General features: G+C 69.7%; 16 protein-coding genes. 4 read left to right on the top strand and 12 right to left on the bottom strand.

What is annotated here, in order from left to right:
- Positions 1-16: 16 nt before the first annotated feature.
- The 6 genes from Q664_RS30505 to Q664_RS30530 all read right to left on the bottom strand — a co-directional run bounded on the left by Q664_RS30505 (position 17) and on the right by Q664_RS30530 (position 10596).
- Positions 17-3805, bottom strand: coding sequence for an FAD-dependent oxidoreductase (locus Q664_RS30505; protein ID WP_043403563.1), 3789 nt, complete (start codon positions 3803-3805; stop codon positions 17-19).
- A 262-nt stretch (positions 3806-4067) separates the two neighbouring features.
- The gene (locus tag Q664_RS30510; RefSeq protein WP_152622426.1) at positions 4068-5627 is read right to left on the bottom strand and encodes a glycosyltransferase family 39 protein; all 1560 of its coding nucleotides are present in this window, start codon (positions 5625-5627) and stop codon (positions 4068-4070) included.
- A complete protein-coding gene (locus Q664_RS30515) occupies positions 5624-6994 on the bottom strand; it encodes a hypothetical protein (RefSeq protein ID WP_043403565.1) in 1371 nt (456 codons plus the stop codon). The genes Q664_RS30510 and Q664_RS30515 overlap by 4 nt, the downstream gene beginning before the upstream one ends.
- Position 6995: 1 nt before the next feature.
- The gene (locus tag Q664_RS30520) at positions 6996-7793 is read right to left on the bottom strand and encodes a glycosyltransferase family 2 protein (protein ID WP_043403566.1); all 798 of its coding nucleotides are present in this window, start codon (positions 7791-7793) and stop codon (positions 6996-6998) included.
- Between the two features lie 77 nt (positions 7794-7870).
- Positions 7871-8353, bottom strand: a complete 483-nt coding sequence (locus Q664_RS30525; RefSeq protein ID WP_043403567.1) for a hypothetical protein — start codon at positions 8351-8353, stop codon at positions 7871-7873.
- The gene (locus Q664_RS30530; RefSeq protein ID WP_043403568.1) at positions 8350-10596 is read right to left on the bottom strand and encodes a glycosyltransferase family 4 protein; all 2247 of its coding nucleotides are present in this window, start codon (positions 10594-10596) and stop codon (positions 8350-8352) included. The genes Q664_RS30525 and Q664_RS30530 overlap by 4 nt, the downstream gene beginning before the upstream one ends.
- A 49-nt stretch (positions 10597-10645) precedes the next feature.
- On the opposite strand from Q664_RS30530, the gene Q664_RS30535 reads away from it, so the two are divergent.
- Entirely contained in the window at positions 10646-11731 is a 1086-nt protein-coding gene (locus Q664_RS30535) for a glycosyltransferase family 4 protein (RefSeq protein WP_043403569.1), read from the top strand.
- A 103-nt stretch (positions 11732-11834) separates the two neighbouring features.
- Positions 11835-12275 (top strand): peptide chain release factor-like protein, encoded by a 441-nt coding sequence (locus Q664_RS30540; RefSeq protein ID WP_152622427.1) that lies wholly within the window; start codon positions 11835-11837, stop codon positions 12273-12275.
- Positions 12276-12297: 22 nt separating this feature from the next.
- Here the strand turns inward: Q664_RS30540 and Q664_RS30545 are convergent, their stop codons facing one another.
- The 5 genes from Q664_RS30545 to Q664_RS59410 form a co-directional block, all read right to left on the bottom strand.
- Positions 12298-12906: an imm11 family protein gene (locus Q664_RS30545; protein ID WP_075207550.1), complete on the bottom strand. Its 609-nt coding sequence runs from the start codon at positions 12904-12906 to the stop codon at positions 12298-12300.
- Positions 12903-14102 (bottom strand): AHH domain-containing protein, encoded by a 1200-nt coding sequence (locus Q664_RS30550; RefSeq protein WP_075207554.1) that lies wholly within the window; start codon positions 14100-14102, stop codon positions 12903-12905. Before Q664_RS30550 ends, Q664_RS30545 begins: the two co-directional genes overlap by 4 nt.
- Positions 14103-14244: 142 nt before the next feature.
- Positions 14245-14817 carry a hypothetical protein gene (locus Q664_RS30555; RefSeq protein ID WP_052518869.1) on the bottom strand — a complete coding sequence of 191 codons (573 nt, stop codon included), beginning with the start codon at positions 14815-14817 and terminating at the stop codon, positions 14245-14247.
- A gap of 165 nt (positions 14818-14982) precedes the next feature.
- Positions 14983-15774, bottom strand: a complete 792-nt coding sequence (locus tag Q664_RS30560; RefSeq protein ID WP_052518870.1) for a hypothetical protein — start codon at positions 15772-15774, stop codon at positions 14983-14985.
- A 60-nt stretch (positions 15775-15834) separates the two neighbouring features.
- Complete coding sequence (locus tag Q664_RS59410) at positions 15835-16308, bottom strand: DUF1569 domain-containing protein (RefSeq protein WP_063934781.1); 474 nt, start codon at positions 16306-16308, stop codon at positions 15835-15837.
- A gap of 81 nt (positions 16309-16389) precedes the next feature.
- Here Q664_RS59410 and Q664_RS30570 point away from each other — a divergent pair, with 81 nt between their 5' ends.
- Positions 16390-19146, top strand: coding sequence for a hypothetical protein (locus Q664_RS30570; RefSeq protein ID WP_160174532.1), 2757 nt, complete (start codon positions 16390-16392; stop codon positions 19144-19146).
- Between the two features lie 21 nt (positions 19147-19167).
- Here the strand turns inward: Q664_RS30570 and Q664_RS30575 are convergent, their stop codons facing one another.
- Positions 19168-20538 (bottom strand): MFS transporter, encoded by a 1371-nt coding sequence (locus Q664_RS30575; RefSeq protein WP_043403573.1) that lies wholly within the window; start codon positions 20536-20538, stop codon positions 19168-19170.
- Positions 20539-20605: 67 nt separating this feature from the next.
- Here Q664_RS30575 and Q664_RS56645 point away from each other — a divergent pair, with 67 nt between their 5' ends.
- The gene (locus tag Q664_RS56645; protein ID WP_160174533.1) at positions 20606-23764 is read left to right on the top strand and encodes a myxosortase-dependent phytase-like phosphatase; all 3159 of its coding nucleotides are present in this window, start codon (positions 20606-20608) and stop codon (positions 23762-23764) included.
- The last annotated feature ends 32 nt before the right edge of the window (positions 23765-23796 follow it).

Consider the following 23796-nt stretch of genomic DNA (forward strand, 5'->3'; position numbering starts at 1 on the left):
AGGGCGGGGGCGTGCGTCAGACGCGGCGGAGGTTCGGCGCCTTCTTGAGCAGCTGCGCCAGGTACAGGTCCGCCACCTTCTCCAACACCGTGTTGCCCCGCAGGCGCTGGTTCAGGTTCACGAAGTCCACCTGGTCCAGCCGCTGATCCTGGTTGAAGCAGGAGAACACCCACGTCTCCTTGCCCGTCCGCGGATCCACGTGCCGCTGCAAGCACTGCGCGCAGATCTCCTTCATCATGCACTGCATCGGCGAGTTGATGGAGCCGATCGCCTCGTGCTCGGAGTTCAGGTACGGCTGCAACACCCCGTGCCGCGCCTCCTGCACCGCCCTCATCATCCGGTCCGAGCCGATCGCGATGATCCGGTTCACGTCCTTGAAGGACGCCACCGGCGCCACGCCCAGCTCCCCCTTGGCGTAGGCCAGCATCGCCTGCACCACGTTGCCCCGGAACGACGTGTCCTGCGGCCGCTTCGCCTCGATGAGCTCCCCAGCGTCCACCGACCACACCACCTGGTCCGTGGCCGCCTCGATCTCCTCGCGCTTGAAGACGTCCGCGCGCTGACGGAAGCCCGCGAAGTAGGCCACCTTGCACCCGGCCGCCTTCAGCGAGCGGGCAATGGAGAACAACACCGCGTTGCCCAGGCCTCCGCCCACCAGCAGCACCGTCTCGTCGTGGCCGATCTCCGTCGGCGCACCCGTGGGACCCATCACCACCACCGGCTCGCCCGGCTTCAGCGCCGCGCACAGCCGGGACGACGAGCCCATCTCCAACACGATGGTGCCCATCAGCCCCTTCTCCTTGTCCACCCACGCGCCCGTGAGCGCCAGCCCCTCCATCGTCAGGCGCACCCCGTCCACCACCGTCGCGCTCCGCTCGAAGTTCTGCAGCCGGTAGAACTGGCCCGGCTCGAAGTGCTTCGCCGCGAACGGCGCCTTCACCACCACCTCCACGATGGTCGGCGTCAGCCGGTTCACCGTCACCACCGTCGCCAGGAAGGCCTCGTCCTGCTTCGCGAAGTGCTCGGCCAGCTTCTCGTCCCGCCGCGCCTGCGCCAGCTCGTCGTCGAAGTCCATGGCCGCCACTTCCTTCGCGTACAGACGCGCCACCTCGGGGTAGCCGTCCTTCGCGCTCGCCATGGCCTTCACCACGTTGCCCGCGTACGTCGGGTGGTTGTCGCCGAAGTACGAGATGAGGTGCCCGTCCTTCCGGTACGAGGTGAAGAAGCCCACCTTCGCCGCGATGTCCTCCACCGGCTCCACCGGCGCCAGCCCGAAGCCGTCCGCCTGCTCCGCCAGCTCGTAGCTCTTGAAGTACTCGCCGTTCTCGTCCAGCTCGAACGTGCCCGGGTACTCCTTCTCGTACGTCACGTTGGGCGCCGTGCCCGCCGCCACGCACACCGTGCGCGCCGGCAGCTCGAAGAACTCGCCGCTGCCCCGCAGCTTGCCCTCCTTCGTCACCATGCGCTCGAAGCGGATGCCCTTCACCGCTCCCTTCTCGTCCGGCAACGCCTCCACCGGGCTCATGCGCTCGATGAAGCGGATGCCTTCCTCCAACGCCTTCGCCACTTCCTCGTGGTTGAGCCGGTAGGCCGGCGACTCCGTCAGGCCACGGCGGTACACCAGGCTCACACCGCCCCAGTTCCGCACCAGCCGGATGAAGTCCGGCGCCCGGCCCTCGTCCCGCGCCGCCTGACGCTCGGCCCGCACCGCCCGTCCGTGCTCCAGGAAGGTCTGGTACGTCACCTTCTCCTCGGCATCCAGACGCGCGAGCACCGCCTCCTCGCCCAGCTCCGCCACCAGCTTCTCGTGGCGCTCCAGCGTCTTCTCCACCTGCACCGGGTAGTAGGCCAGCAGCTCCGTGGCCGTATCGATACCCGTCAGGCCGCCACCGATGACGATGGCCGGCAGCTGCACCTGGAGGTTCGCCAGCGAGTCCTTCTTGAAGGAACCCGTGAGCTGCAGCGACATGAGGAAGTCGCTCGCCTTGCGGATGCCCCGGATGAGGTTGTTCTTCATCCCGATGATGGTCGGCTTGCCCGCGCCCGCCGCGATGGCGATGTGGTCGAAGCCCATCTGCCACGCGTCCTCGATCGTCAGCGTTCCACCGAAGCGGATGCCGCCGTAGATGCGCAGGTTCTGCCGCCGCTCCAGCGTCAGGTGCATCAGCGTGAGGAAGTTCTTGTCCCAGCGCACGGTGATTCCGTACTCGGACACCCCGCCGAAGCCCTCGAGAATCCGCTCGTCCAGCTCGCGAGTGAGCGCCTTCCAGTCACGGATGGGCCTCATCGCCTTGCCGTTGCGGCCCACCAGCTCGTCCTCGAAGGGCTCGATCTTCAGGCCGTCGATGCCCGTGACGCCGAAGCCCTCGTTGAGCAGGTAGTGCGAGAGCGTGTAGCCCGCGGGCCCCAGGCCCACCACCAGCACGTTGCGGCCCACGTACGGCAGCGCGTACGGACGGCGCACGTTCAGCGGGTTCCAGCGCGTGAGCAGGCCATAGATTTCAAAGCCCCAGGGCAGGTTCAGCACGTCCGTCAGGGCGGCCGTCTCCACCATGGGGATGTTCACCGGCTCCTGCTTCTGGAAGATGCAGGCCTTCATGCAGTCGTTGCAGATGCGGTGGCCAGTGCCCGGGCACATCGGGTTGTCCACCATCACCACCGCCAACGACGCCAGCGAGTTGCCCTCGCGCTTGAGCGCGTGCGCCTCGGAGATGCGCTCGTCCAGCGGGCAGCCGGTGAGCGGAATCCCCAGCGGGTTCTTCTTGAAGGTGTGGCCCTCGGCCACCGCGTCCTTCGCCTTGAAGCCCGTGGAGCACGAGTCCTTCTCGCGCTCGTGGCAGATGACGCAGTAGTCCACCTCGCCCATCACCTCGCGCGGCGTGCCCCGCGGATCCGTCAGCTTGAAGCCGTCGCGGTAGCGCAGGTGGTGGTCCGAGCCCTGGGTGATCTCCGGCAGCTTCTCGTCCGGACGCTCCAGGTGCACCAGCTGGTCGAACACCAGCGGCTTGGGCACCCGGTGCGTGGGCCACTTGTGGAACAGCTCCTTCATCTCCGGGTGCAGCGCGCGGGCGTACGTCCAACGGTCCGCCAGTGCCAGCAGGTTGCGCACCGACTGCAGCTCCGCCGCGTCGTCCCCCTGCGTCACCAGGCTGGAGCCGAAGGCCTCCTTGCCCTCGGGCCCGGACAGCAGCGCGGCGCGGATGCCCGTCCACTTCGCCCGCAGCGCCTCGCCCTGCTCGGGCGTCAGCGGCGGCAGGTTGCCGGACGTGTTCGAGAAGAGCCGCTCCAGGTCCATCAGCGTGAGGATGGACTCGGCCAGCGCGCGCTCCACGTCGTCACTGGCGAGCGCCTCCGGGAAGGCGAGCGACAGCATCAGCCGCATCCGCGCGTCCAGCGACGGGTACTCGGACAGCGACGGACGGTCCGCCGCGCCCTTCTTGAAGACCCGGCGGGTGATGAACTCGCGCTTGAAGTCGAAGAGCGGCAGCTCGCCCTTGAGGTGGCGCGCCAGCCGCTCCGTCTCCGTCTCCAGGCCGAACAGCCGGGTGATGAAGGCCGACACGTGGCGCGACACGCGGATGAGCAGCTCGGACTCGGCCGGGCCGCCGAGGCTCTCGCCTCCGGACTTGCGGTAGGCCTCGAAGGCCTTGAAGAGCTCGGGCTCGTCGGCGGCGAGCTGCTCGTCGAAGCGCTCGGCCAGGCGCCGCAGGCCGCGGGGGCGGTACAGATCCTCGAAGCTGAAGCCGGAGATGCCGAGGGTCAGCGTGGGGCCGTCGTTGGAAGGAAGAGCGGTCAAGGGGCGCATGTCACTAGGAGTGTTGGAAAGCAACCAGGGCAGAACGGCTGCCTGGCGGGCCCTATTTCGCGGCCCGCCGACTGGAAAGCAAGCAGACTCGATCAGATGGGCTACTGGGGCCCCTCCACCCGGCCGTGCACCTTCTTCAACGCGCAGAACGTGCGAGCCACATCCACATCGGCTCGGGCTGATGGAGCGCCCGCCCCGGTCCGGTGACGGAAATCCCCTACGGCCGGTTGCCCCACGGGCGAGAGGGCCCGGGGGCGTTTTCTCACTGGATGATGAGCGCGGTGTAGGGGCCCACCGTCACCCGCTCGTAGGGGCGCCGCTCGCGGCGGAAGCGCTCCTCCCACGGCTCGGGCACCTTGAAGCTCGTCACCGGGATGGCCGGGAAGAAGATCAACGCCTTGCGGCGGGCGGTGGCGAACTTCCGCTGGTACGGGCCGTAGCGTTCCGCTCCGAAGGACGGCGGCATCAGGAGCTGCTCCTTCCAGAGGAAGGTGAGCCGGTAGGCGGCCCAGTAGTCGCCCGTGGCCGCCTCCACGCCCCGCCGCTGGAGCTCCTGGAGCAGGGCCTGCTCGTCCTCTCCACGGCCGTAGCGCGTGACATGGGGGAGGGGGCCGTCGACCCAGCCGCCATAGCCCCGCCAGCCCGCCACCCCGAAGTGCGCCACCACCAGCACCAGCAGGGCCATCCCCACCGCCGTCCTCCCGCTGCGCACGAGCCTGTCGAGCACCGGTGCCGCCAGCAGCGGAAAGCCGAGCAGCACGGGGACCAGGTAGCGCGCGCTCATCATGTCCACGGCCCGGCCGGTGAAGAGGAAGCCGATGAGGGAAACCCCCATCCAGCCCGCGCCACACCACGCCAGCCGGCGGGCCGTCCTGTCCGCGATGGGCAGCAGGGCGATGAGGCCCCCCGCGAGCGCCAGCAGGAGGAAGGTGCCCAATCCCAGCACCATCAACACGAACCAGAATCCCTCGGGCCGCACCTCCGGCCGATGGAATCCGTCCAGCGAGGAGAACAGCTTCGCCCCCGTGACGTAGGGCAGGCACTGCTCCCAGAAGAGCGGCCAGACCCGCTTCATCTGCTCGAGGGAGAGTTCGCTGAGCGCGGGCGGCTTCATGTCGGCGCGGAAGCGGGGAATGCTGCCCACCAGGAAGCCGGCCACCACGGCGCCCAGGGCGAGCCACCTCGGCTTACGGGCCGCGCCCCAGGTCCACCAGAGCAGGTACAGCACCAGCCCCGGCAGGAACTGCATGGTGAACAGGTCCGAGTAGTAGCCCAGCCCCACCGCCACTCCCGCCAGCCCGGCGAGCAGCATGTGCCACCGGGGGCGGAACTCCCCCGCGGCCCGCTCGGCGAGGTACAGCCCCAGGAACACCAGGGCGAAGGACCAGATCCGGAAGGCGCTGTAGGTGAGGTAGTTGAGCGGCTCGGGACACACCGCGACGCAGCCCGCGGCGAGCACCGCCAGGGCCAGCGGGAGCACCCGCCTCAGCACTCCGAACAGGGAGAGCACCAACACCACGTGTCCGAGCACCGAGGACAGGAGCAGGGCCAGCGAGGGGCGCACGGGCAGCAGCGTCTGGAGGACCATCGCGGCCAGGGACGCGGTGATGCCCTGGTAGTCCGTGCCCCACAACAGCAGGGAGCGTTCCCCTCGTGCCAGGTGCCAGGCCTGCAGCCCGACGACGGTGATGTCCGAGTCGGCCGCGTCGGAGTTGAGGAACGCCGGGAGCCGGAACAGCAGCGTGCCCAGCGCCAGCAGCACGCCCGTCACGAGTACCCGCCACCTGTCGGGCCCTGTCTCGTTCAGCGTTCCCGGGTTCACTGTGCGGCCCTTTGCTCCTGACGCGGAGGAGTCCATGCCGCGATGGCCGAGCACAGGGTGGCGATGATGAAGTAGTAGTAGTTGCAGAACGCCTGCTTGCTGAACGCGAAGAAGACCGTGAAGGTCATGGCCATCGCGGCGGCGAAGCCGGCGGGGGTCCGGGGCGCGCGCCAGAGAGAGAGCCCGAGGGCGGGCAGCACCATCGCGAAGCCGAGCCACGAGGGCGGCTGCTGGCCCGTCCGGGCGGCCCACCAGGCGAGGTAGCTGAGCGCGTCCATGCGGAAGGGCTGGCGCATCTGGAACCCCAGCAGATCATTGTAGAGGGCCACCGGATCCAGCACGGCGAAGGGCAGCGTCACCACCGCCGCGACCCCCGCGGCCTTCAGCAGGGTGCGCAGCGTCTCCCGCCACGGCTGGGGACCCGGATACAGCAGCACCACGAGTGGGGCGGCGATCACCATGTAGTGTTTGACGGCGAAGAGCAGGCCCAGCACCACCGGGAGCAGACGGGGAGCCCGGCACGCGCTCCAGACGGTGGCGGCCACGAGCAGCGCCACGTACGCGTCCGTCCACCCCTGCTCGAGCACGAAGAACGTCCGAGGCGTGAACAGGAAGACCACGGCGGCGACCTGGGCCCACTGTCCCGGGCGGCAGGTGCCCATCAGCAGCGCGGCCAGCGCCATCGCCGCCAGGTTGGTGTAGCGGTAGTCCCCGCCCAGCAGGTGACCCACCCACGACAGCATCAGGCTGAAGGGAGGGTAGGGGAAGCCCACCTGGAGCCGCCCGTTCACCACCAGCCCGGGCCCGTAGAACTGCTCGTGCCCATAGATGTTCGGCATGGTGATGGCGAAGGGGTTGATGCCCTGGGAGAGCGCTTTGAAGGCCTCGACGTGGAACGTGTAGACGTCGATGAACGGGTGGGGCGAGTAGTGGATGATCCACGAGCCCAGCGCCATGTGGACGCCCACCAGCACGGGCAGCCGCAGCCTCCCCAGCCAGGGCTTCCCGCTCAGTCCCGCTCCGGCCAGCACCGCCGCCACCGCGATGCCCGTCAGGAAGGACGTGAAGCCACCGCGGCCCAGCCGCAGGTGTACGGCGGGCGAGCTGGTGGCCAGGAAGATGAACTGTCCGATGAGCCCGATGCCCAGCAGCAGGATCGTCGCCCGCTCGGCGAGCTGGACGAGCCTGGCGTGCCGGGGCTCCGGCAGCACCACGGCCAGCAGCGAGGCCACCAGCGCCACCGTCAGCAGGACCATGGAGTCCGGGTGGCGGGCCCCATTGCCGAACTGGACCGCGTAACCCAACGTCACGGCCGCCACGGACAGCAGGGGCGCGAGGTGGGAACGCTCCTGGGTACCGGGCGTCACGTCAACTCGCCTCCCGAGCGCCCTGGGCGGTCTCGGGATCCATCTGCAGCCTGCGCCCGTCGTCGGCGAGGAACCGGGGGTGGAGGAGCCCCAGCTTCATCATCCGGTACTGGGCCGCTGCCTCCAGCACGCCGAAGCCGTAGCGCACGCTCTTCATGAAGCCGATGGAGGACGACTGCTCCTCGTAGCGCGTGGGGCAGCTCACCTCGCCGATGCGGAAGCCGAACCGGATGGCCTGCACCAGCATCTGGTTGTCGAACACGAAGCCGTCATCGTTCTCCTCGAGCGGCAGCGAGAGCAGCACCTCGCGCGAGAAGGCCCGGTAGCCCGTGTGGTACTCGCTCAGCTTCTGATCGACGAGGATGTTCTCCACGGCCGTCAGGAAGCGGTTGGCCACGAACTTGTAGAGCGGCATGCCGCCCGTGAGCGCCGTGTTGCCGAGGATGCGCGAGCCCAGCGCGACGTCATAGATGCCGCTGCTGATGACCGAGGCCATCGCGGGGATGAGCTTGGGGGTGTACTGATAGTCCGGATGGACCATCACCACGATGTCCGCGCCACGCCGGAGGGCCTCGGCGTAGCAGGTCTTCTGGTTGCCGCCGTAGCCCCGGTTCTTCGGGTGCACGAGGGTGTGGATTCCCAATGAGCGCGCGACCTCGGCCGTCCGGTCGCTGGAGCTGTCGTCGACGAGGATCACATCGTCCACGATGTCCTTGGGAATCTCCTCGTACGTCTTCTTGACGGTGTGCTCGGCGTTGTAGCCGGGCATCACCACGCAGATCTTCTTGTTGTTGAGCATGGGTGCCTCCCCCGGTACGGACGGAGGTCCTCGGGGACGGCCCTCTCTAGCACGCTTCCTGGGGGTGGGAAGGGGGCCTACTTCTCGTCCGGGGCCTTGGCCTGCTTCGCCGTGCGACGCGGACGCGCCGGAGCCTCGGCGGACGGAGGCGTCGGGGCCTGGGTGCCCGCCTGGGCGGCGCGCAGGGACTCCACCTCGGCGCGCAGGCGGATCACCTCGGCGGAGAGCTGGGCGTACGAGTCTCGCACGTGCCCGTTGAAGACGCGCTGGCGTGAGAGCGCCTCGTTGATGAACACCTGGCACGTCTTGCGGAAGGCCCACTTGGCCACCAGCACCAACTGGCCCGCGCCACCCCGGTGGGTGTGCAGCGGCAGCGCGCGCGTGGCGTCCGAGTGCTCCTCCAGCGCCTGGAGATAGAAGGAGAGCGGATCCACCCGCGGCTCCACGCCCTCCTCCGGCACGTCCGCCGGCTCGGAGGTGGGCAGGCCCCTCGTGCGCAGGCGCTCCTCGATGCGCGCGAGCAGCTCGCGCGCGGGGATGTCCCGTCCCATCAGCTTCATCGGCTCTTCTCCCTGAGGATGCGATCCATCTCTTCCCGGTAGGCGTCCACCACCCGGGGCCACGTGTACTTCGCGGCGTACGTCTTCGCCCGCCGGCTCAGCACGGCGCGCTGCTCGCCCACCTCGCGCAGCCCCGAGATGAACGACTCCAGGTCCGTGTACGTCCGGCCCGCCCGGCTGCGCTCCACCTGGCCCACCAGCACCTCCGAGTGCCCGTTGACCAGCACCGGCGTGCCCGAGGCGAAGGCCTCCAGCGTGAGCAGCGAGAGGCTCTCGAAGCGCGAGGGCACCGCCACCGCCAGCGCCCCGGCCAGTGCGTCGTACTTGTCCTGCTCGCCGATGCGGCCCACGTGGCGCACGCCCTCGCCACGCAAGTCCATGTGCGCCTCGCCCGCGAGCACCAGGTCCGGTGCGTCGTGGAAGCGCGCGCGCAGCTCCCGGTGGTGCGCGAGCAGCTCGGGGATGCCCTTGCCCGCCTCCAGCCGCCCGACGTAGAGCAGGTACGGGTTGCGCACGCCGTACTGCTCGCGGAAGCGCTGGGGATCCACCTTCTCCGGCACGTCCACCCCCACGCCCACCACCCGCGCGGGCGCATGGTCCGGGTAGTACCGGCCGATGAGCTCCACCTCCTCGGGCGTGTTGCACAGCAGGGCTCGCGGGCGCTCGAAGACGTCCGCGTACACGCCGAAGCGGATGGGCGGCTCGTCGTGCGCCGTGGGGACGATCAGCGCCCGGTTCGCCACCATCGGCAGGCCCCACACCGTGGGCGCGTACAGGTAGGTGAAGAAGACGAAGCCGTCGTAATCCGCCCCGTGCGCGTCCAGGTGCTCGAGGAGGCCGGGCACCACCGGGCCCTGCTCGGCCACCCAGTGCTCCTCGCGCAGCCGCTCGTTGGGCTTGTCGAAGACCTGCTTGGACAGCGCGTTGAAGGGACGGATGTTCCGCACCCGCGTCACCGGGAAGCGCAGCACCTTCACGCCCTCCACGTGCGCGTCCTGCTCCTCGCCCGGCGGGAAGACGTTCTCCCACGTGAGGTGGTTCTTCGCGCACGTGGTGAGCACCGTCAGGTCCCAGTGCGGCGCGAGCTGCTCCACCACCTGCTGTGCATGGCGCTCGGCTCCGCCCGTCACCTCGCCGTAGCGCTGCACCACGACGCCCACCCGGGGCTTCTTCCTCGCCGACGGGGCGCGGCGCCTGGGGTGCTTGTCCTCACCGAGGGCCTTCGCGAGGGCCTTCTGGGTCTCCTCGGCGGAGAAGTGCTTCAGCCGCCGGGCCTGGCCCGCGAGCAGGCGCTCGCGCAGGGATGCGTCCTCGCACATGTCCACCACCAGCTCGGCGAGGAAGGCGAAGCGCTTCTGGTCGAAGGCGATGCCCGCGCCCCCGAGCGTCTCGGGTACGGCCGCCGCCGCGTAGGCCAGCACCGGCACCTCGGCGGCCATGGCCTCGATGAGCGGGACGCCGAAGCCCTCGTGCTCGCTCATGGACACGAAGACGTCCGCCGTGCGGTACGCGGCCACCAGCTCCGCGTGGTTGAGCCTTCCGAGGAAGTGCACCCCGGCCAGCTCGCTCGCCCTGCGCTGGAGCGACTTGAAGTAGCGGCTGCCCGGCTCGTAGCCACCCACCACCAGCAGGCGCGCCTCGGGCCGCAGCTCGAGCAACTCCGCGTGAAGTGCGAGCAGGTCCTCGAAGCGCTTGTGCGGCGCCACCCGGCTCACCGAGAGCACCACCGGACCCGTCCCGGACAGCCGCGCCAGCAGTGCCTTGTCCGCGTTGGACTCGGAGAAGCGCTGGGGCTCGACGAAGAGCGGGACGGTGTGGACGTTGCGGTAGCCGGCCTCGCGCAGCTCGGCGCAGTTGTAGTCCGACACGCCGAGGGCCACGTCCACGAAGGGGGCCATGGCGGCCAGCTGAGCCCGGCCCGTGACGAGCGCCTCGGCCAGCGGGGTGCCCGTGTAGTAGCGCGCGGGGCTGATGTTGTGGAAGACGACGCCCCGGCGGCAGGGCAGGTGCATCAGCCGGCTGCTCAGCGGCGAGGCGATGCCGTGGTGGTAGAGGACGAGATCATCCGGCCCGGGACGCAGCGCCGAGGCGGGGTGCGCCAGGGAGTCGAGGCCCGCACCGACCTCGCCCGCGTAGAGCTCGCCGGAGATGCCCAGCCGGCGCAGCAGGAGCTGAAGGTGCAGCGCCGCCTGTCCGGAGGCGTCGCCCGCCACGAAGCTCGGAATCAGCTGATGGACCGCCATAGGGGCACCCTGCCTATCACAGCACCGTGCTATGAGGCGCACCGTGTCAATGGGTCCTGTCGCTTTCGATGCGAGTCTCTGGGACGAGCCCACCACGGGCATCGGTCTCTACACCCGCTGTCTGGCCGAGGGCCTGGAGGCCCGGGGCGTGCGCCTGGAGCGGCTGGGCGCCCGGGTTTCCGGGGAGGACCCCCGGGGTCACCTGGGGCGCACCGCCTACGTGCTGGGCCGGTTGCCCCAGGTACTGAGGGACTCGGAGGCGCGGGTGTACCACGCGCTGGGCAACTTCAATCTCCCGCTGGTGCGCCTTCCGGGCAAGGCGTACGTCGTCACCGTTCACGACCTGATTCCCCTGCTGATGCCCGAGACGGTGTCCAGGGCCTACCGCTGGCAGTTCCAGTTGTGGCTGGCCCGGAGCGTCCGGGTGGCGGACCGGATCCTCTGTGTGAGCGCGTGCACCCGGGATGATCTGCTGGCGCGCCATCCCGAGGCCGAGAGCAAGGTGGCGGTGGTCTACAACGGGGTGGACCACGTGGACCGCCATGCACCGGATGCCACCGCCGAGGCCCACCTGCGCACGCTGTCGCTGCCGGAGCGGTACGTGCTGTACGCGGGCTCGCTGGACGTGCGGAAGAACGTGAGCCTGGTGCTGGACGCGCTCGAGCGGCTGAAGGCACGGGGACGGCCGGCGGCGCTGGTGATGGCGGGGCAGAGCTGGTTCGGCTCGGGGGCGGTGGAGACGCGCGTGGCGCGCATGCGCTCGGAGGGGCACGACATCCGCTCGCTGGGGTACCAGTCCGAGGGCGTGTTCTTCGAGTTGATGCGGCGGGCGACGGTGTTCGCGTTCCCCTCGAAGTACGAGGGCTTCGGGCTGCCGCCGCTGGAGGCCATGCGGCTGGGGACGCCGGCCATCGTGTCCACGACGGGGGCCACGCCGGAGGTGTGCGGCGAGGGCGCGTTGGCGGTGCGGCCGGATGATGCCGAGGGGCTGGCGGAGGCGATGGATCGGCTGCTGCGCTCGGACACCGAGCGGCGACGCTGGGCGGAGGAGGGGAAGCGGCAGGCGGCCCTGTTCACCTGGGCGCGCTGCGCGGACGAGACGCTCGCGGCTTACGAGCAGGCGCTGCGGCGGTAACCATACGTCGTCGGCTCCGCTCGAAGATGATCGAAGGCGGGGTGTTCGCCCAGGAGGCGGGCTTTGTGTCAGTCCGTCAGGCTCCCCGCGGAAGCGTGGCCGCGTGCACACCAGTACGATGACGGTGGCCGTCCTCCAAGAGCCCGAGGACTCCTCGCTCGTGATTCCTCCCTCCGAGCTGGAGTGGCGTACCAGCCGCGGCAGTGGGCCCGGTGGCCAGCACCGGAACAAGACGGAGAGCGCCGTCGTCCTCACGCACCTGCCCTCGGGCCTCACCGTTCGCTGCGAGTCCGAGCGCAGCCAGCACCGCAATCGCGACACGGCGCTGCGCGTGCTGCGTGCACGGCTCCTCCAGGCCCGTCAGGAGGGCCCGGCCCGGGCGGCCAACGCGGAACGGCGCAGCCAGGTGGGCAGCGGCCAGCGCGGGGACAAGGTGCGCACCATCCGGTGCCAGGATGGCCTCGTCACGGACCACCGGCTCGGACGCAAGTTGACGCTGGAGGCGTATCTGCGTGGAGAGTGGGACGCGCTGATCGGCGCGTAAGGGCTGCTCCGCGTTCTGGCATTCACACCTCGATGAATTTGGCCCCGGAGATATGTTCTTGCTCCAGGGCCTCCTTGATGTCCTGGGAGACGACGATTGCTACGAGCCAGCCCCAGGTCCGGAAGATGCGCGCGCCTTCGGTCTTCGTCGGATCGATGCGCATGTCGTAAACAGCCCGGTAGGTGCCGACCTTCTTGGGCTGTCCATCCTCGGGTTTCCAGTACATCACCTCACTGCAGCGAGCATCGTCGATGCAGCGCACGACCCGGGTGACATTGAGAATGAACCAGGGCTCTGCGAGTGAGGTGACCCTCGCTGGCAGGAACTGCACGTCCTTTGTTCCCAGGCGCTCGAAGATGCGCACAACGCGCTCGGGAATCACGGGGATGCCCAGTCCCGAGATGTTGAAGTCGAGAGGGCTCCCAGCAGGCTGGGCGATCCGAAACGTGGGCGATCCATCTATGTCCGTCACATCGAGATGCTTTCCGTCCGTGTACCGCCACGGGTCATCGAGTCTTGCACCTTGCTTGTCGAAAGGGCCTTGAAACACCCAGCCGTGAGCTCCATCTGGGGTGTAAACGTTCTGGGTGAGCCGGAAATAGGTGGGCGGAGAAGTGTCTCGAAAATTCATGGACTGGCCTTTTTGATCAGCATCTTGTTGAGCGCAGTGCCTGGGGTACAGAGTTCGTCGGCAATCTTCTTGAGCTCATCCGTTAAGGCGCGCCTGCAATCACCTACGCTTGTGCAATTACGCAGCGCATCGAGGAGTCGATCATGGATCGTCTGGTGGTACTGCTCTGAGTGCGGTCCTTGGTGACCTTGGATGTGGATGAGATTCGCGGGGTCATTGAGGATCATTCCCGCTTGTTCAAATAGTTCTTCGAACCGTGGAGTCCACGGACCACCTCGCGCGGATGACTTCCGGTTGCCGATGGTGGCGAGGTGATGCCACTCGCCGTTCTTGTTCGAGCCGTCGTCACAGATGCTCTCGGCCCGTGCGGAGGCTGCCGTGTTCCCGAGCGTCGCTCCCGCGATGACGACGCTGCCATCCGCCACGACCTGCACCGTCGTCGCCTCGGTCATCAGCAGATCATCCAGCGCAGCCGCACCGGCCGGAGCCCATTGTCTGCCTCGCAAGCCGCCCGGCGGGACGCCCGGAAGTGCCTTGCCCACTCCGTAACTCGCCACCATCACCAGCAGCCTCAGTCCGGTACCTCCCAGCGCCTTCCCGAAGCGCTCCGCGATCTTCTCCAACTCCTTCACCGTCCTCGCCTGCTCCGCGTCCTTGTACAGCCGCATGACCGTCACGGCCACGTTGCGGAGCTCGGCCACGGTGAAGCTCGTCATGAGTAAGAGGGTCAGCCTCGCGGCGAATATCTTGGAGAACAAGGGCTCGGGCGCCAGCCAGGAGGCCATGTAGAGGACCGAGGAGAGGACCACTCCCGAGACGAAGAGCGGGTCATTGAACAGCTCATGCGCCGCATGGCGGAAACCATTGCCCATGAACCGGGTCGAGAGTCGGAGGGCCATCACCTGTCGGCTGTTCTCGAGCGTTTCCGGCAGATGCAAGGTGGGGGAGCCGTATTTCGCGAAGTATTCCGCGCGGAGCTGTTCCTCCCAAGTGACCGCAGCGCAGCCCGAAGCGCATGGCACCTTGCCCGTGGCGGCGAGCAGGGAGCCTTTCGGTTCCGGCGCGGTCAGTGATTGATGGTGAAAGGCCAGGATGACACGGGCCTCTTCAACGGTGAAGTCTCGCTGCAAGGGAGAAGACAGCTCGAACGAGAGTTTCAGCCGTCCCCCAGGCAGTGGGCCCATCTTGATGGACACATCCCGTTCCATCCGGAGCGCGTCCGGAGGCCCAGCGAGGGCGGTCAGTACGGGAGCCAAGGCGAGGAGGAGCGCGGTGACAAATATCCTCATGGACATGGGGCAGAGGTTCTACCTCATGGGTAGAGGCAGTCCTGATGCGTCAGCCCGTCATCCTCCCCATCATCAATCCGAGCAGGAAGGCCGTCGCGCCCGCGGCTCCCACCATCCACAGAGGGAAACCCTGGGCTCCACCCTCTGGGGCAGGGGATGACGCTGGGCGCGCGGCGGGCTCCTCCGGGATGATCACCCGGACCTTGATGCCGCCCGCGATCAGCGCCTCCGACAGGTCATCGATGCAGCGCTCGTAGTCCTCCTCGGCGATGTCGATCGGCGTGCCGTGGTGGGCCTCGTACCGCTTCGCCACGGACTCGTGGCCGCGCAGCTGCGCTTCCTTCCTGGCCACGTCCACCCAGCCGCAGACGATCGTCGGCGCCGTGCCTTTCCTCGGGACGAGCGAGATGGGCTGCCGCGCCAGCTTCCCTCCGGCGGTGCTGGGTCCCTCGGGCTCGTCGATGCGCAGCACCCGGTGCGGTGTGCGCCCGTAGATCTTCTTCGCGAACCTGTCCTTCAGCCTCTCCGCGAACAGCGCCGCGTGGGTCGCGAACATCGTCCGGTATTCACCCTCGGGCTGCTCGGCCTCCGGCTCCGCGGCCACCTCCGCCACGGGAGCCATGCGCGTCTCGTCCGCTCGCCTCGCCCGGGGGGGCGGTGTGCGCTCGTCTTCTTCCTGCGGGGCAATGCGTGTCTCATCGGACCGCCCCGGGCTGCCTCGACCCCTGTGACCGTTCGCCATGCCAGCTCCTCACCGTGCAGGATACCCGCTCGGCGGCGCGGACGCTCAGGCACGGACGAGCCGCTGTTGCATCCCGGGGCGGGACGCCTCCGTGAGGCCCGACATCACCCTCCCCACCAGCCAGAACTCGCCCTGGATGATGTTGCCGGGCTCCAGCGGCGCCCCCAGGTCCCGGGGCGAGGCGAGCACGTCGTAGTTCCCTCCCAGCGTCCGCACGATGGCGTGCTGGAACGTCTCCCCCGTCATGAGGTTCTCCCTCAGCCCGGCTTCCAGCACCCGGCCCGTGAGGAAGGCCTCGGCCGCCTCGGGATGCTCCTCCCCCTCCGGTGAGAACAGGCCGGAGGGAATGAGGGACTCGGCGGCGAACCTCACCTCCTCCTCCGCCTGCGCCGTGAGGAAGGCCGCCTCGTCCGTCCAGACCTCGATGCCGCGCGCGAAGGCACACAGGCCCAGTTCGAGCATCGCCCCCTCGCTCACCCGCTCGCGCGTGAGCAACAGGTCATCGAGCTGCGTGGCCAACGGGTAGAAGGGCTCGCCCTTCGCGTCCAGGATCTCCACGAGCAGCGGGTCGCAGAAGCGGCAATCCGGATCGCTGGCGAACCGCGCCGCGCGCGCCTGGAGCCGCGACCGTGCGCGGAAGCCCGGGGTGGCGCACTCCACGCCGTCCTCCGACACCACGAAGCTGACGCTGGCGCCACTTGCATCCGACCAGACGCGCAGCTCATGGGCTCCCCACTTTCCCGCGGACTCGCTGCGCTCCAGCAGCAACGACATGCGGCGTCCGAAGTCCTGCGGATCCCTCGCGGTGATGCCGATGCACGACATGTTGCTGGCCATGCCGGACAGCCTACCACTGCCCCTGACAGCCTCGGGAGCGACGGGTCACCGCCACCCGCCTCACGCCGCGCGGGTGGCCGGAGACCGTTGCACCGCGCCCAGGTGGTCGGCGAGGTGCATGGCATGCAGTGCTTCGTACTCGCGTTTGTCGCACGGGCCGTAGGCGAGGTGGGGCTTCAACGCGGAGGCATCGGCCGTCTCGAAGCGGGTGATGGCCTGGCGGAGCCGCGCCAGGGCCGGAGCGAGGCCGGCGTCCTCCAGCGCGGGCGCACCCGGAATGGCCGCATCGAGCCCGTGGGACATGAAGCCCTGCGAGAGGAACTTCCGCTTCGCGATGCGGCCGATCGTCGCGCGGAACAGCGCCGGGCGCAGTCTCGGGTAGCCGTCGAGCGAGCAGTCGATGCTCTGGGCGCAGTGGACGAGCACCTGTGGCAGCGTCCAGGGGCCGGGCACCGAGGCACCCTCCGAGCGCTCCAGCGCGTCGAGCTCGGTCCGTACCTGCTCCCACGTCGTCATTCTCAGCGTTCGCGACATGTGAGCCATCCTACCGTGCGGTTCCTGGTGCATGCGGGAAGAGTTGCTCGCGAGGGGTGGGGCCTCTATCCAGGGGGTCCCATGCGAGCCAATCGTTTCCTCCTTTGTTCCGCGTCGGTGCTGTTGCTGTCGGCCAGTGCGTGCCGTGATGAGCCGGAGCCGGGCCCGGAGCCCGTCTGCACCGAGGCGCCGCTCCCGCAGCAGAACCCGCGCTCCCATACCCTGGGTGAGACCTTCTACCTGCCCCGGCTGAAGCAGGACGCGCAGTGCCCTTCCACCCTGGAGTGGCAGGTCGTCTCCGCGCCCGAGGGTAGCCGCAACACCGCCTATACGCGGGGAGCCCCCGAGCCGCGCTTCACCCCCGACGTGCCCGGCGATTACGTTCTCCGGGCAGGCGAGCTGAGCAACTCCGAGGTGTCGCTCCATGTCGTGGCCCGCTCTCCGGCCGAGCGCTTCCGCAACCACTACCTGACGCCGCTCTCCGGGGTGGTGCGCGTCGGGGAGGAGCTGTGGACCGCGAATGGCGCGTCCTACACCGTGAGCCGCCTCGCGCGGGTGGACGGCACGTACTGGCGCAAGCATGGCGAGGTGACGGTGGGCGCGTGGCCCTCGGCGCTGGCCTGGCGCGAGCCGCTGCCCTATGTGCTCGTCGCCCAGCGCGGCGGCGACACCGTGGGCTTCATCGATCGGGCGCGCGGCGTGCTCGTGGATTCACTGTGGGTGGGGGACGAGCCCTCGGGTCTGGCGCTCTCGCCGGACGCCCGGCGGTTGTACGTGTCGCTGGCCACGCAGCGCCGGGTAGCGGTGGTGGACCTCACGGTGCGCGAGGTCGTGGCGCAGGTGGAGGTGGGGTTCGATCCCCGGGCCATGGTGCTCTCGGCGGATGGCCGGCGGCTCTTCGTGGCCTCGTACCGCTCCGGCAACCGCATCAAGGACACGCGCGGCACGTACGGGCTGGGGGATGACCAGGACATCTCGGTGGTCGACACCGCGTCGCTGACGACGATCACCACCGTGGAGGGTGTGTCCGCCGATCTGCGGGCCCTGGCGCTCTCCGCGGACGGTGCCGAGCTGTACGTCGCCGCGACCGATGGAGACCCCGAGCCCTCGCAGGCGGAGCCCACGGCGAAGCCCTTCGTGCACGAGGTGGTGGTGGTGGATGCGGACGCGGCGGTGCCGAGCGTGCTGCGGCGCGCGGACCTGACGCGACAGGCTGGCTCCGGAGGCCCCGTGGTCAATCCCGCCGGGGTGCTCGTGGTGGGGGACACGCTGTGGGTCTCCTCCGAGTCCTCGGACGTGGTGGTGGCGCTCGATCGGAACACGCTCGCGGAGAAGGCCCGGGTCGCGGTGGGCCCGGGGGCCCGGCAGATGGTGGCGCTGGATGCCGCGGGCACGGTGGCCATCCACTGCTTCCAGAGCTTCGAGCTGTGGGTGCTGCGCGCGGACGGGACGGTGTTCCAGAAGGTGAAGCTCGCGGAGGATCCGCGTCCCGCGAACGTGGCGCTCGGCGAGCGCGTCTTCACCCGGCCCGGTGGGAGCTTCGCGGCGAACCACTCCTGCTCGAGCTGCCATGTGGAGACGCAGAACGACGGCATGGTGTGGCGCTTCGGTCCGTCCATCTGGCACAACGTCCGCCCGTTGCAGTTGCTGGATGCCACCACGCCGCTGGAGTGGGGTGCCTATGTTTCCAGCTCCGACAACTTCGGCTACCAGGGGCCCGCGTCCATCGTGTCGCGTCCGGCCACGCCCGAGGAGGCGCTCGGCCTCCAGTCCTTCCTGGGCTCGCTGCTCGGGGCTCCCAGGGCCACGGGTCATACCCGGCTGGACGGCAGCTACACCGAGGCCGCCCTGCGTGGAAAAGAGCTCTTCGAGGGCAAGGCCTCCTGCTCGGGGTGCCACACGCCGCCGCTGTACACGTCTCGTGCGTATGTCACGCAGGGCAAGTCCGGTGAGCCGGCCGACATCCCCACGCTCCTGGGCGTCTATCGTCACGGCATCTACTTCGTGGGCGCGCAGGCCCGGAGCCTGGAGGCCGCCCTGGACGTGGCGATCGACTACGTGAAGGTGTCACTCAGCGCCGAGGAGCGCGCGGAGCTCCTGGCGTTCCTGCGCGAGCTGACGCCGAAGGGCGGGGCGCCGATGGGCATCTGGCCGGACATCGACAGCGACGAAGGTGTCTATCCGGACGTGCGCCCGTCCGTGGCCTTCGCGGACCCGGTGGATGACTCCCAGGGGAAGACGGCCGCCGAGGTGGCGGCGGAGTTCGTGGTGCTGGAGGACGCGCTCGGCAATCGCGTGTCCGGCACGGTGGAGGTCCAGGGCGGACGGTTGACGTTCGTGCCAGCGGCACCGCTCGCGCAGGGGGCCCGCTACCGCTTCCGGGTGCTGCCGGGCCTGCCGTTCCTCTCCGGCGGCGCGCTCTGGGGCGAGCTCGGGAGCGAGTTCACGGTCGCGAAGCCGGCCGCGGGCACCTGGCCGGGGGCCATGCGCATGACGGTCCAGGTTCCGGGGCGCGGGGGCACCACGCCCGTGGACTTCGTGCTCGAGACGGCCGAGGCCTCCCGTCCGGGCGGGCTCACCGTGACGGTTCTTCCCCAAGGTTCGGGGACTCAGCAGCGTCAGCGGGTCTGGGCGCGGCTGGATGGGGACCGGTGGCTGATGCAGCCCTTCGCGATGCCGCTCTTCGGAAGCAGCGTGGCGGATGCCTCGGAGGTGGTGGGCTCGGTCACGCAGGTGGACGCATCCACCCAGGGCGTCACCCGGGTGGAGGGCAAGCTGCGCATCCGCGGGCCCGGCATCGACATGAAGGACATCGCCTTCACCCTCGTCCCGCGGTAACGGCGGTGGAGCGAGGCCCTCTCACCCGTGCAGGAGGGAGGGGGCCTCGGAGGGAGCCTCGTCCAGCGTGGCCCTGGGGCGCAGCGTGAGCGCCAGGGCCATGGCCACCAGACACACGCCGCCCACCGCCATGATGACCTGGGCGTGGGTGAAACCGGCGTGCTCGACGAGCGCCGCCATGCCGGTGGGAATGAAGGCCGCCACGAAGGCGCCCACGTGGAAGACGAGCCCCACGCACTTGCCGCGGATGCTCGCCGGGTAGAGCGAGGTGAGCAGCAGCGGGGCGATGCCCGGAGGGGCCGCGCCGAAGAAGCCACCGGCGAAGGCGCCCAGCCACATCAGCCCGGGCACCATGCCCACGTAGAGCGGCAGGAAGGGCAGCACGCCGAACGCGGCGATGGCCACCGCCTTCGCCACGCCCAGCCGTGAGGCGATCGCCCCGCACATGGCCGTCCCCAGCAGCATGCCCACGTTGACGATCGTCACCAGCACCGACACGCCCTGGACGCTCATCCCCAGCTCCGTCTTCAGCAGCACCGGGTACAGGCTGGTGAGCCCGTAATAGCCCCCGAAGTTGCACGCCATCACCAGCGAGCCCCACGCGAGCCGCGTCAATAGCACCGGATCCATGCGCCCCCGCGAGGCTCGCGCCCGCCGCTCCGCGAGGGCCTTCTCGCGATCGAAGCTCTCCGGCACGCCGTAGCGGATGGGCAGCACCAGCAGCGCCGGCACCGCGGCGATGACGAAGAGCGCTCGCCAGCCCCACAGGGGCACCACGAAGCCGGACACCACCGCGGCCAGCAGGTAGCCCACGGCCCAGCCCCCGTGGAGGATGCCCGAGGCGATGCCGCGGCTGCGCTCGGGCCAGTTCTCCATGGCCAGCGTGGCGCCGCTCGTCCACTCGGCGCCCATGCCGAAGCCGAAGAGGGTACGCAGCACCAGCACCCAGGTGATGGAGGGCGCCAGGGCCACCGCGCCGTCGCACAGCGCCAGCCAGAGGATGGAGAGCATCAGCGGCAGCTTGCGGCCCCACCGGTCCGCCATCGCTCCCGCGGCCACTCCACCCACCAGGCGCACCAGCAGCGTGAGCGTGATGGAGCCCGCCAGCACCGTCACGCCGACGCCGAACTCCTTCGCCATCTCCGGCATCACCAGCAGGTAGATGGTGAAGTCGAAGGCATCCAGCACCCAGCCCACCCAGGCCGCCAGGAACGTCCGCCACTGTTCCCGGGTGGGCTCCTTCCACCAGGGCAATGCCCGCGCCCCTGATGCTGGAAGTGCCGCCTCGCCGCGGTTGCCCGCGAGACCCTGGGTGTCCCCCTCACCGGTGTGCATGTCCAGGAGGATACCGGAGCCCCGGGCGATGCGCTCGCGGGTGAACGTCTCCAGCACGTTCCTCCTTGCGCGGGCAGGGAAGCGTGGCCAACCCGTTGGCTCGAATTCCGCCCAGGAGGCCGTCGTGCGTTTTCGCACACTTCTCATCGTGGCCGGCCTGCTCGCCGGCCTGCCCACGCTGGCCCAGCAGAACATCCAGGTGTCGCCCTCACTGGAGACGGCGCAGGTGCTCGGTGCTGGGGCCGTGGTGCAGGGCGCGGCCCTGTGGATACATCCCACGGACCCGGCCAGCAGTCTGCTCTTCGTGGCGGACAACCAGGTCGGGCTGCTCGTCTATCGGACCTCGGGCGCCCTGCTGTTCTCTCAGTCCTCCGAGGGCGTGGCCGCGGGCGTGGACGTGCAGGAGAACGTCCAGGTGACGGGCATCTCCCAGTCCCTGGTGATGGTGGCCAACCCGAGCCTCCAGGCGCTCGTGGCGTACATCGTGGATCCCACGACGCTCGGCCTGCGTAGCGCGGGGCTGTCCCCTATCAACACCACGGGCTTCGTGCCCAACAGCGTGGCCTTGTACGTGAGCCCCACCACCGGACGCTTCTTCGCCTTCGCCGGGAGTGCCACGGGCGTTGTCGCGCAGTACGAGCTCACCGGCCAGGTGGGAGACGGAGGCGTCGACGTCACCCCGGTGCGCACCTTCGACGTGGGGGACTCCGTGGTGGGCCTGGCCGTCGACGACACCCAGCGCACGCTCTACGCCGTCGAGCAGGGCAATGGCATCTGGCAGTACGGCGCCGAGCCCGACGCCGGGGATGCCCGGGTCCTGGTGGATGGGATCACCGGAGCCGGAGGAGGGCTCGATGCACCGCTGGGCGGCGTGGCCCTCTACACGGCGTCCGGAGTCCGGGGCTACCTGCTGGCGGTGAGTGGCGGCGCGAGCGCGGTGCGCATCTACGAGCGGCAGCCCTCGGCCCATACGTTCCGGGGCAGCTTCACCGTGGCCCAGGACGGAGGAATCGACGCGGTGGATCGTCCGCGCCACGTGGTGGTGACCAACCGGTCCCTGACGGGCTTCCCGCTGGGGATGGTGGCCGTGCACGACAGCACCAACGCCACGGGAGGCAACGAGAACTTCAAGCTCGTTCCGTGGCAGGCCATCGCCACCGGCTTCACGACGCCGCTCGTCGTGGACACGGGCAATCCCACCACGCCCACGGATGGAGGCACGCCGGACGCCGGAACGGAAGATGGGGGAACGGGGGCACGCGCCCCGACGTTCCGCCGGTGGGCGAGCCGGGCCCGGTGCCGCCGGGCTACAACGACAACGGCCCCAATTGCTACTGCTCCTCGGTGTCCGTGCCGGGCTCGGTGCTGCTCGTGCTGGCGGGCGTGCTGCTGCTCTCGCGCCGGCGTCCCAGGGCCTGATGCGGGTTGCCTGCGGGGGGGCGGCTGGGCTCAACTCGCCGCCCGCATGCACACCTCCCGACTCCTCTTCGCGCTGGCGGCCCTCGTGGCCGCGGGTTGTGCCAGCGCTCCGCGTCCTTCCTCCCAGGCCCTCCAGGCTTCTTCCGAGCCCGTGCGGCTCACCCTGGTGGCCACCAATGACTTCCACGGCTGGCTGATGCCCCAGAAGACCTCGCTGCCCGGTGGGCTCGAGGTGGAGCAGGGCGGGGCGGCCGTCTTCGCTGGCTACCTGGCCCGGCTGCGCGCGGACAACCCGGGCGGGGTGCTGCTTCTCGACGCGGGAGACCTCTTCCAGGGCACGCTCGCCTCCAACCTCACCGAGGGCGCCGCCGTCATCGACGTCTACAACCAGCTCGGCTACGCGGCCGCGGCGCTCGGCAACCACGAGTTCGACTACGGCCCGGTGGGCCCCCGCGCGGTGCCCGGGCCGGGCGAGGACGCCGTCGGAGCGCTCACCGCGCGCATCCGCCAGGCGCGCTTCCCGCTGCTCACCGTCAACGTGCGCGACGCGGCCTCCGGCCAGCCTCCCGCGTGGCTCGGCAATGACGGCACGCTGCTGGTGACGCTCAAGGGCGTGAAGGTGGGCGTCGTGGGCCTCACCACCCCGAGCACCCCGCGCATCTCCAACCCCACTCACGTGGCTTCCCTGCGCTTCGAGCCCATGCTGCCCACCACGCTGGAGGCCGCGAAGCGTCTGCGCGCCCAGGGCGCCGAGGTGGTGGTGGGCCTCGCCCACGCGGGTGGCAAGTGCTCGGACCTCTCCAACCCGCGCGACACCTCGAGCTGTGATCGCGAGGACGCGGAGATCGTCGAGCTCGTCGAGGCGCTGCCCGCGGGCACCCTGGACGCCGTCTTCGCCGGCCACACCCACCAGCCCATGGGCCACTTCTTCAAGGACGTGCCCGTCCTGTCCACCTCGGGCCTGGGCCGCTCCTTCGGCGTGGTGGAACTCTTCGTGGACCCGGTGAGCCGCAAGGTGGTGCCCGCGAGCACCCGCATCCAGGCCGCCATTCCGGTGTGCGGCAAGGTGGAGGCGACGACGGGTCACTGTGATCCACGCAAGCTGAAGGACGTGGGAGCCTCGGCGCAGCTGGTGCCCGCCACGTTCCTCGGCGGTACGGTGGAGCCGGACAAGGCGGTGGAGGCGCTGGTGACCCCCGCGCTCGCCCGTGTGGAGGAGGTGCAGCGCCAGTCCCTCGGTGTCGCCGTCACCGCGCCCCTGGGCCGCAACTACGAGGCCGAGAGCGCGCTCGGCGACGTCCTCACGGACGCCCTGCGGGAGATGGAGAAGGCGGACATCGCGCTGCTCAACTCCGGCGGCCTGCGCGCCAACGTGAAGGCCGGTACGCTCACCTACGGCGACCTCTATGAGGTGTTGCCGTTCGACAACACGGTGTCCATCGTCACCGTCAACGGGGACGAGCTGCGGCGCCTGCTGACGGCCGCCTATGGCTCGGGCTCCGGCGTCTTCCAGCAGTCCGGGTTGAAGGTGAAGCTCTCCCGTTGCCCTGGCCCCGAGCGCCTGCGCGACGTCACCCTGGCGGATGGCAAGCCGCTCGAGTCCGGCCGCCTCTACCGGGTGGTCATGCCCGACTTCCTGGCGCGGGGTGCCGGCGGTCTGGCTCCGGTCCTGTCGCAGTTGCCCGCCGAGCGCATCGATCTGGGCAGCGACCGCGAGGTGATCCTCCGGGATGGGCTCGCCAACTGGTGGAAGGGCCGGGGCACGGCCATCTCCGTGCCCGCTACAGGCCGCATCAGCTTCGTGGACGAGGGCGCGGTGTGCCCCGCCAAGGACGCCGCCGGGGCCCGCTCCGAGCGGCCTTGACAACAGGCCCGGAATCGCGCGCGGGCCGGTAT

This window comes from Archangium violaceum Cb vi76, assembly GCF_000733295.1.
Classification (GTDB): Bacteria; Myxococcota; Myxococcia; order Myxococcales; family Myxococcaceae; genus Archangium; species Archangium violaceum.

Excerpts from the sequence above, each read along its gene's own strand:
- Q664_RS30505 (WP_043403563.1), bottom strand. The coding sequence starts at position 3,805 with ATGCGCCCCTTGACCGCTCTTCCTTCCAACGACGGCCCCACGCTGACC.
- Q664_RS30520 (WP_043403566.1), bottom strand. The coding sequence starts at position 7,793 with ATGCTCAACAACAAGAAGATCTGCGTGGTGATGCCCGGCTACAACGCC.
- Q664_RS30525 (WP_043403567.1), bottom strand. The coding sequence starts at position 8,353 with ATGAAGCTGATGGGACGGGACATCCCCGCGCGCGAGCTGCTCGCGCGC.
- Q664_RS30530 (WP_043403568.1), bottom strand. The coding sequence starts at position 10,596 with ATGGCGGTCCATCAGCTGATTCCGAGCTTCGTGGCGGGCGACGCCTCC.
- Q664_RS30535 (WP_043403569.1), top strand. The coding sequence starts at position 10,646 with ATGGGTCCTGTCGCTTTCGATGCGAGTCTCTGGGACGAGCCCACCACG.
- Q664_RS30545 (WP_075207550.1), bottom strand. The coding sequence starts at position 12,906 with ATGAATTTTCGAGACACTTCTCCGCCCACCTATTTCCGGCTCACCCAG.
- Q664_RS30555 (WP_052518869.1), bottom strand. The coding sequence starts at position 14,817 with ATGGCTCCCGTGGCGGAGGTGGCCGCGGAGCCGGAGGCCGAGCAGCCC.
- Q664_RS30560 (WP_052518870.1), bottom strand. The coding sequence starts at position 15,774 with ATGGCCAGCAACATGTCGTGCATCGGCATCACCGCGAGGGATCCGCAG.
- Q664_RS59410 (WP_063934781.1), bottom strand. The coding sequence starts at position 16,308 with ATGTCGCGAACGCTGAGAATGACGACGTGGGAGCAGGTACGGACCGAG.
- Q664_RS30570 (WP_160174532.1), top strand. The coding sequence starts at position 16,390 with ATGCGAGCCAATCGTTTCCTCCTTTGTTCCGCGTCGGTGCTGTTGCTG.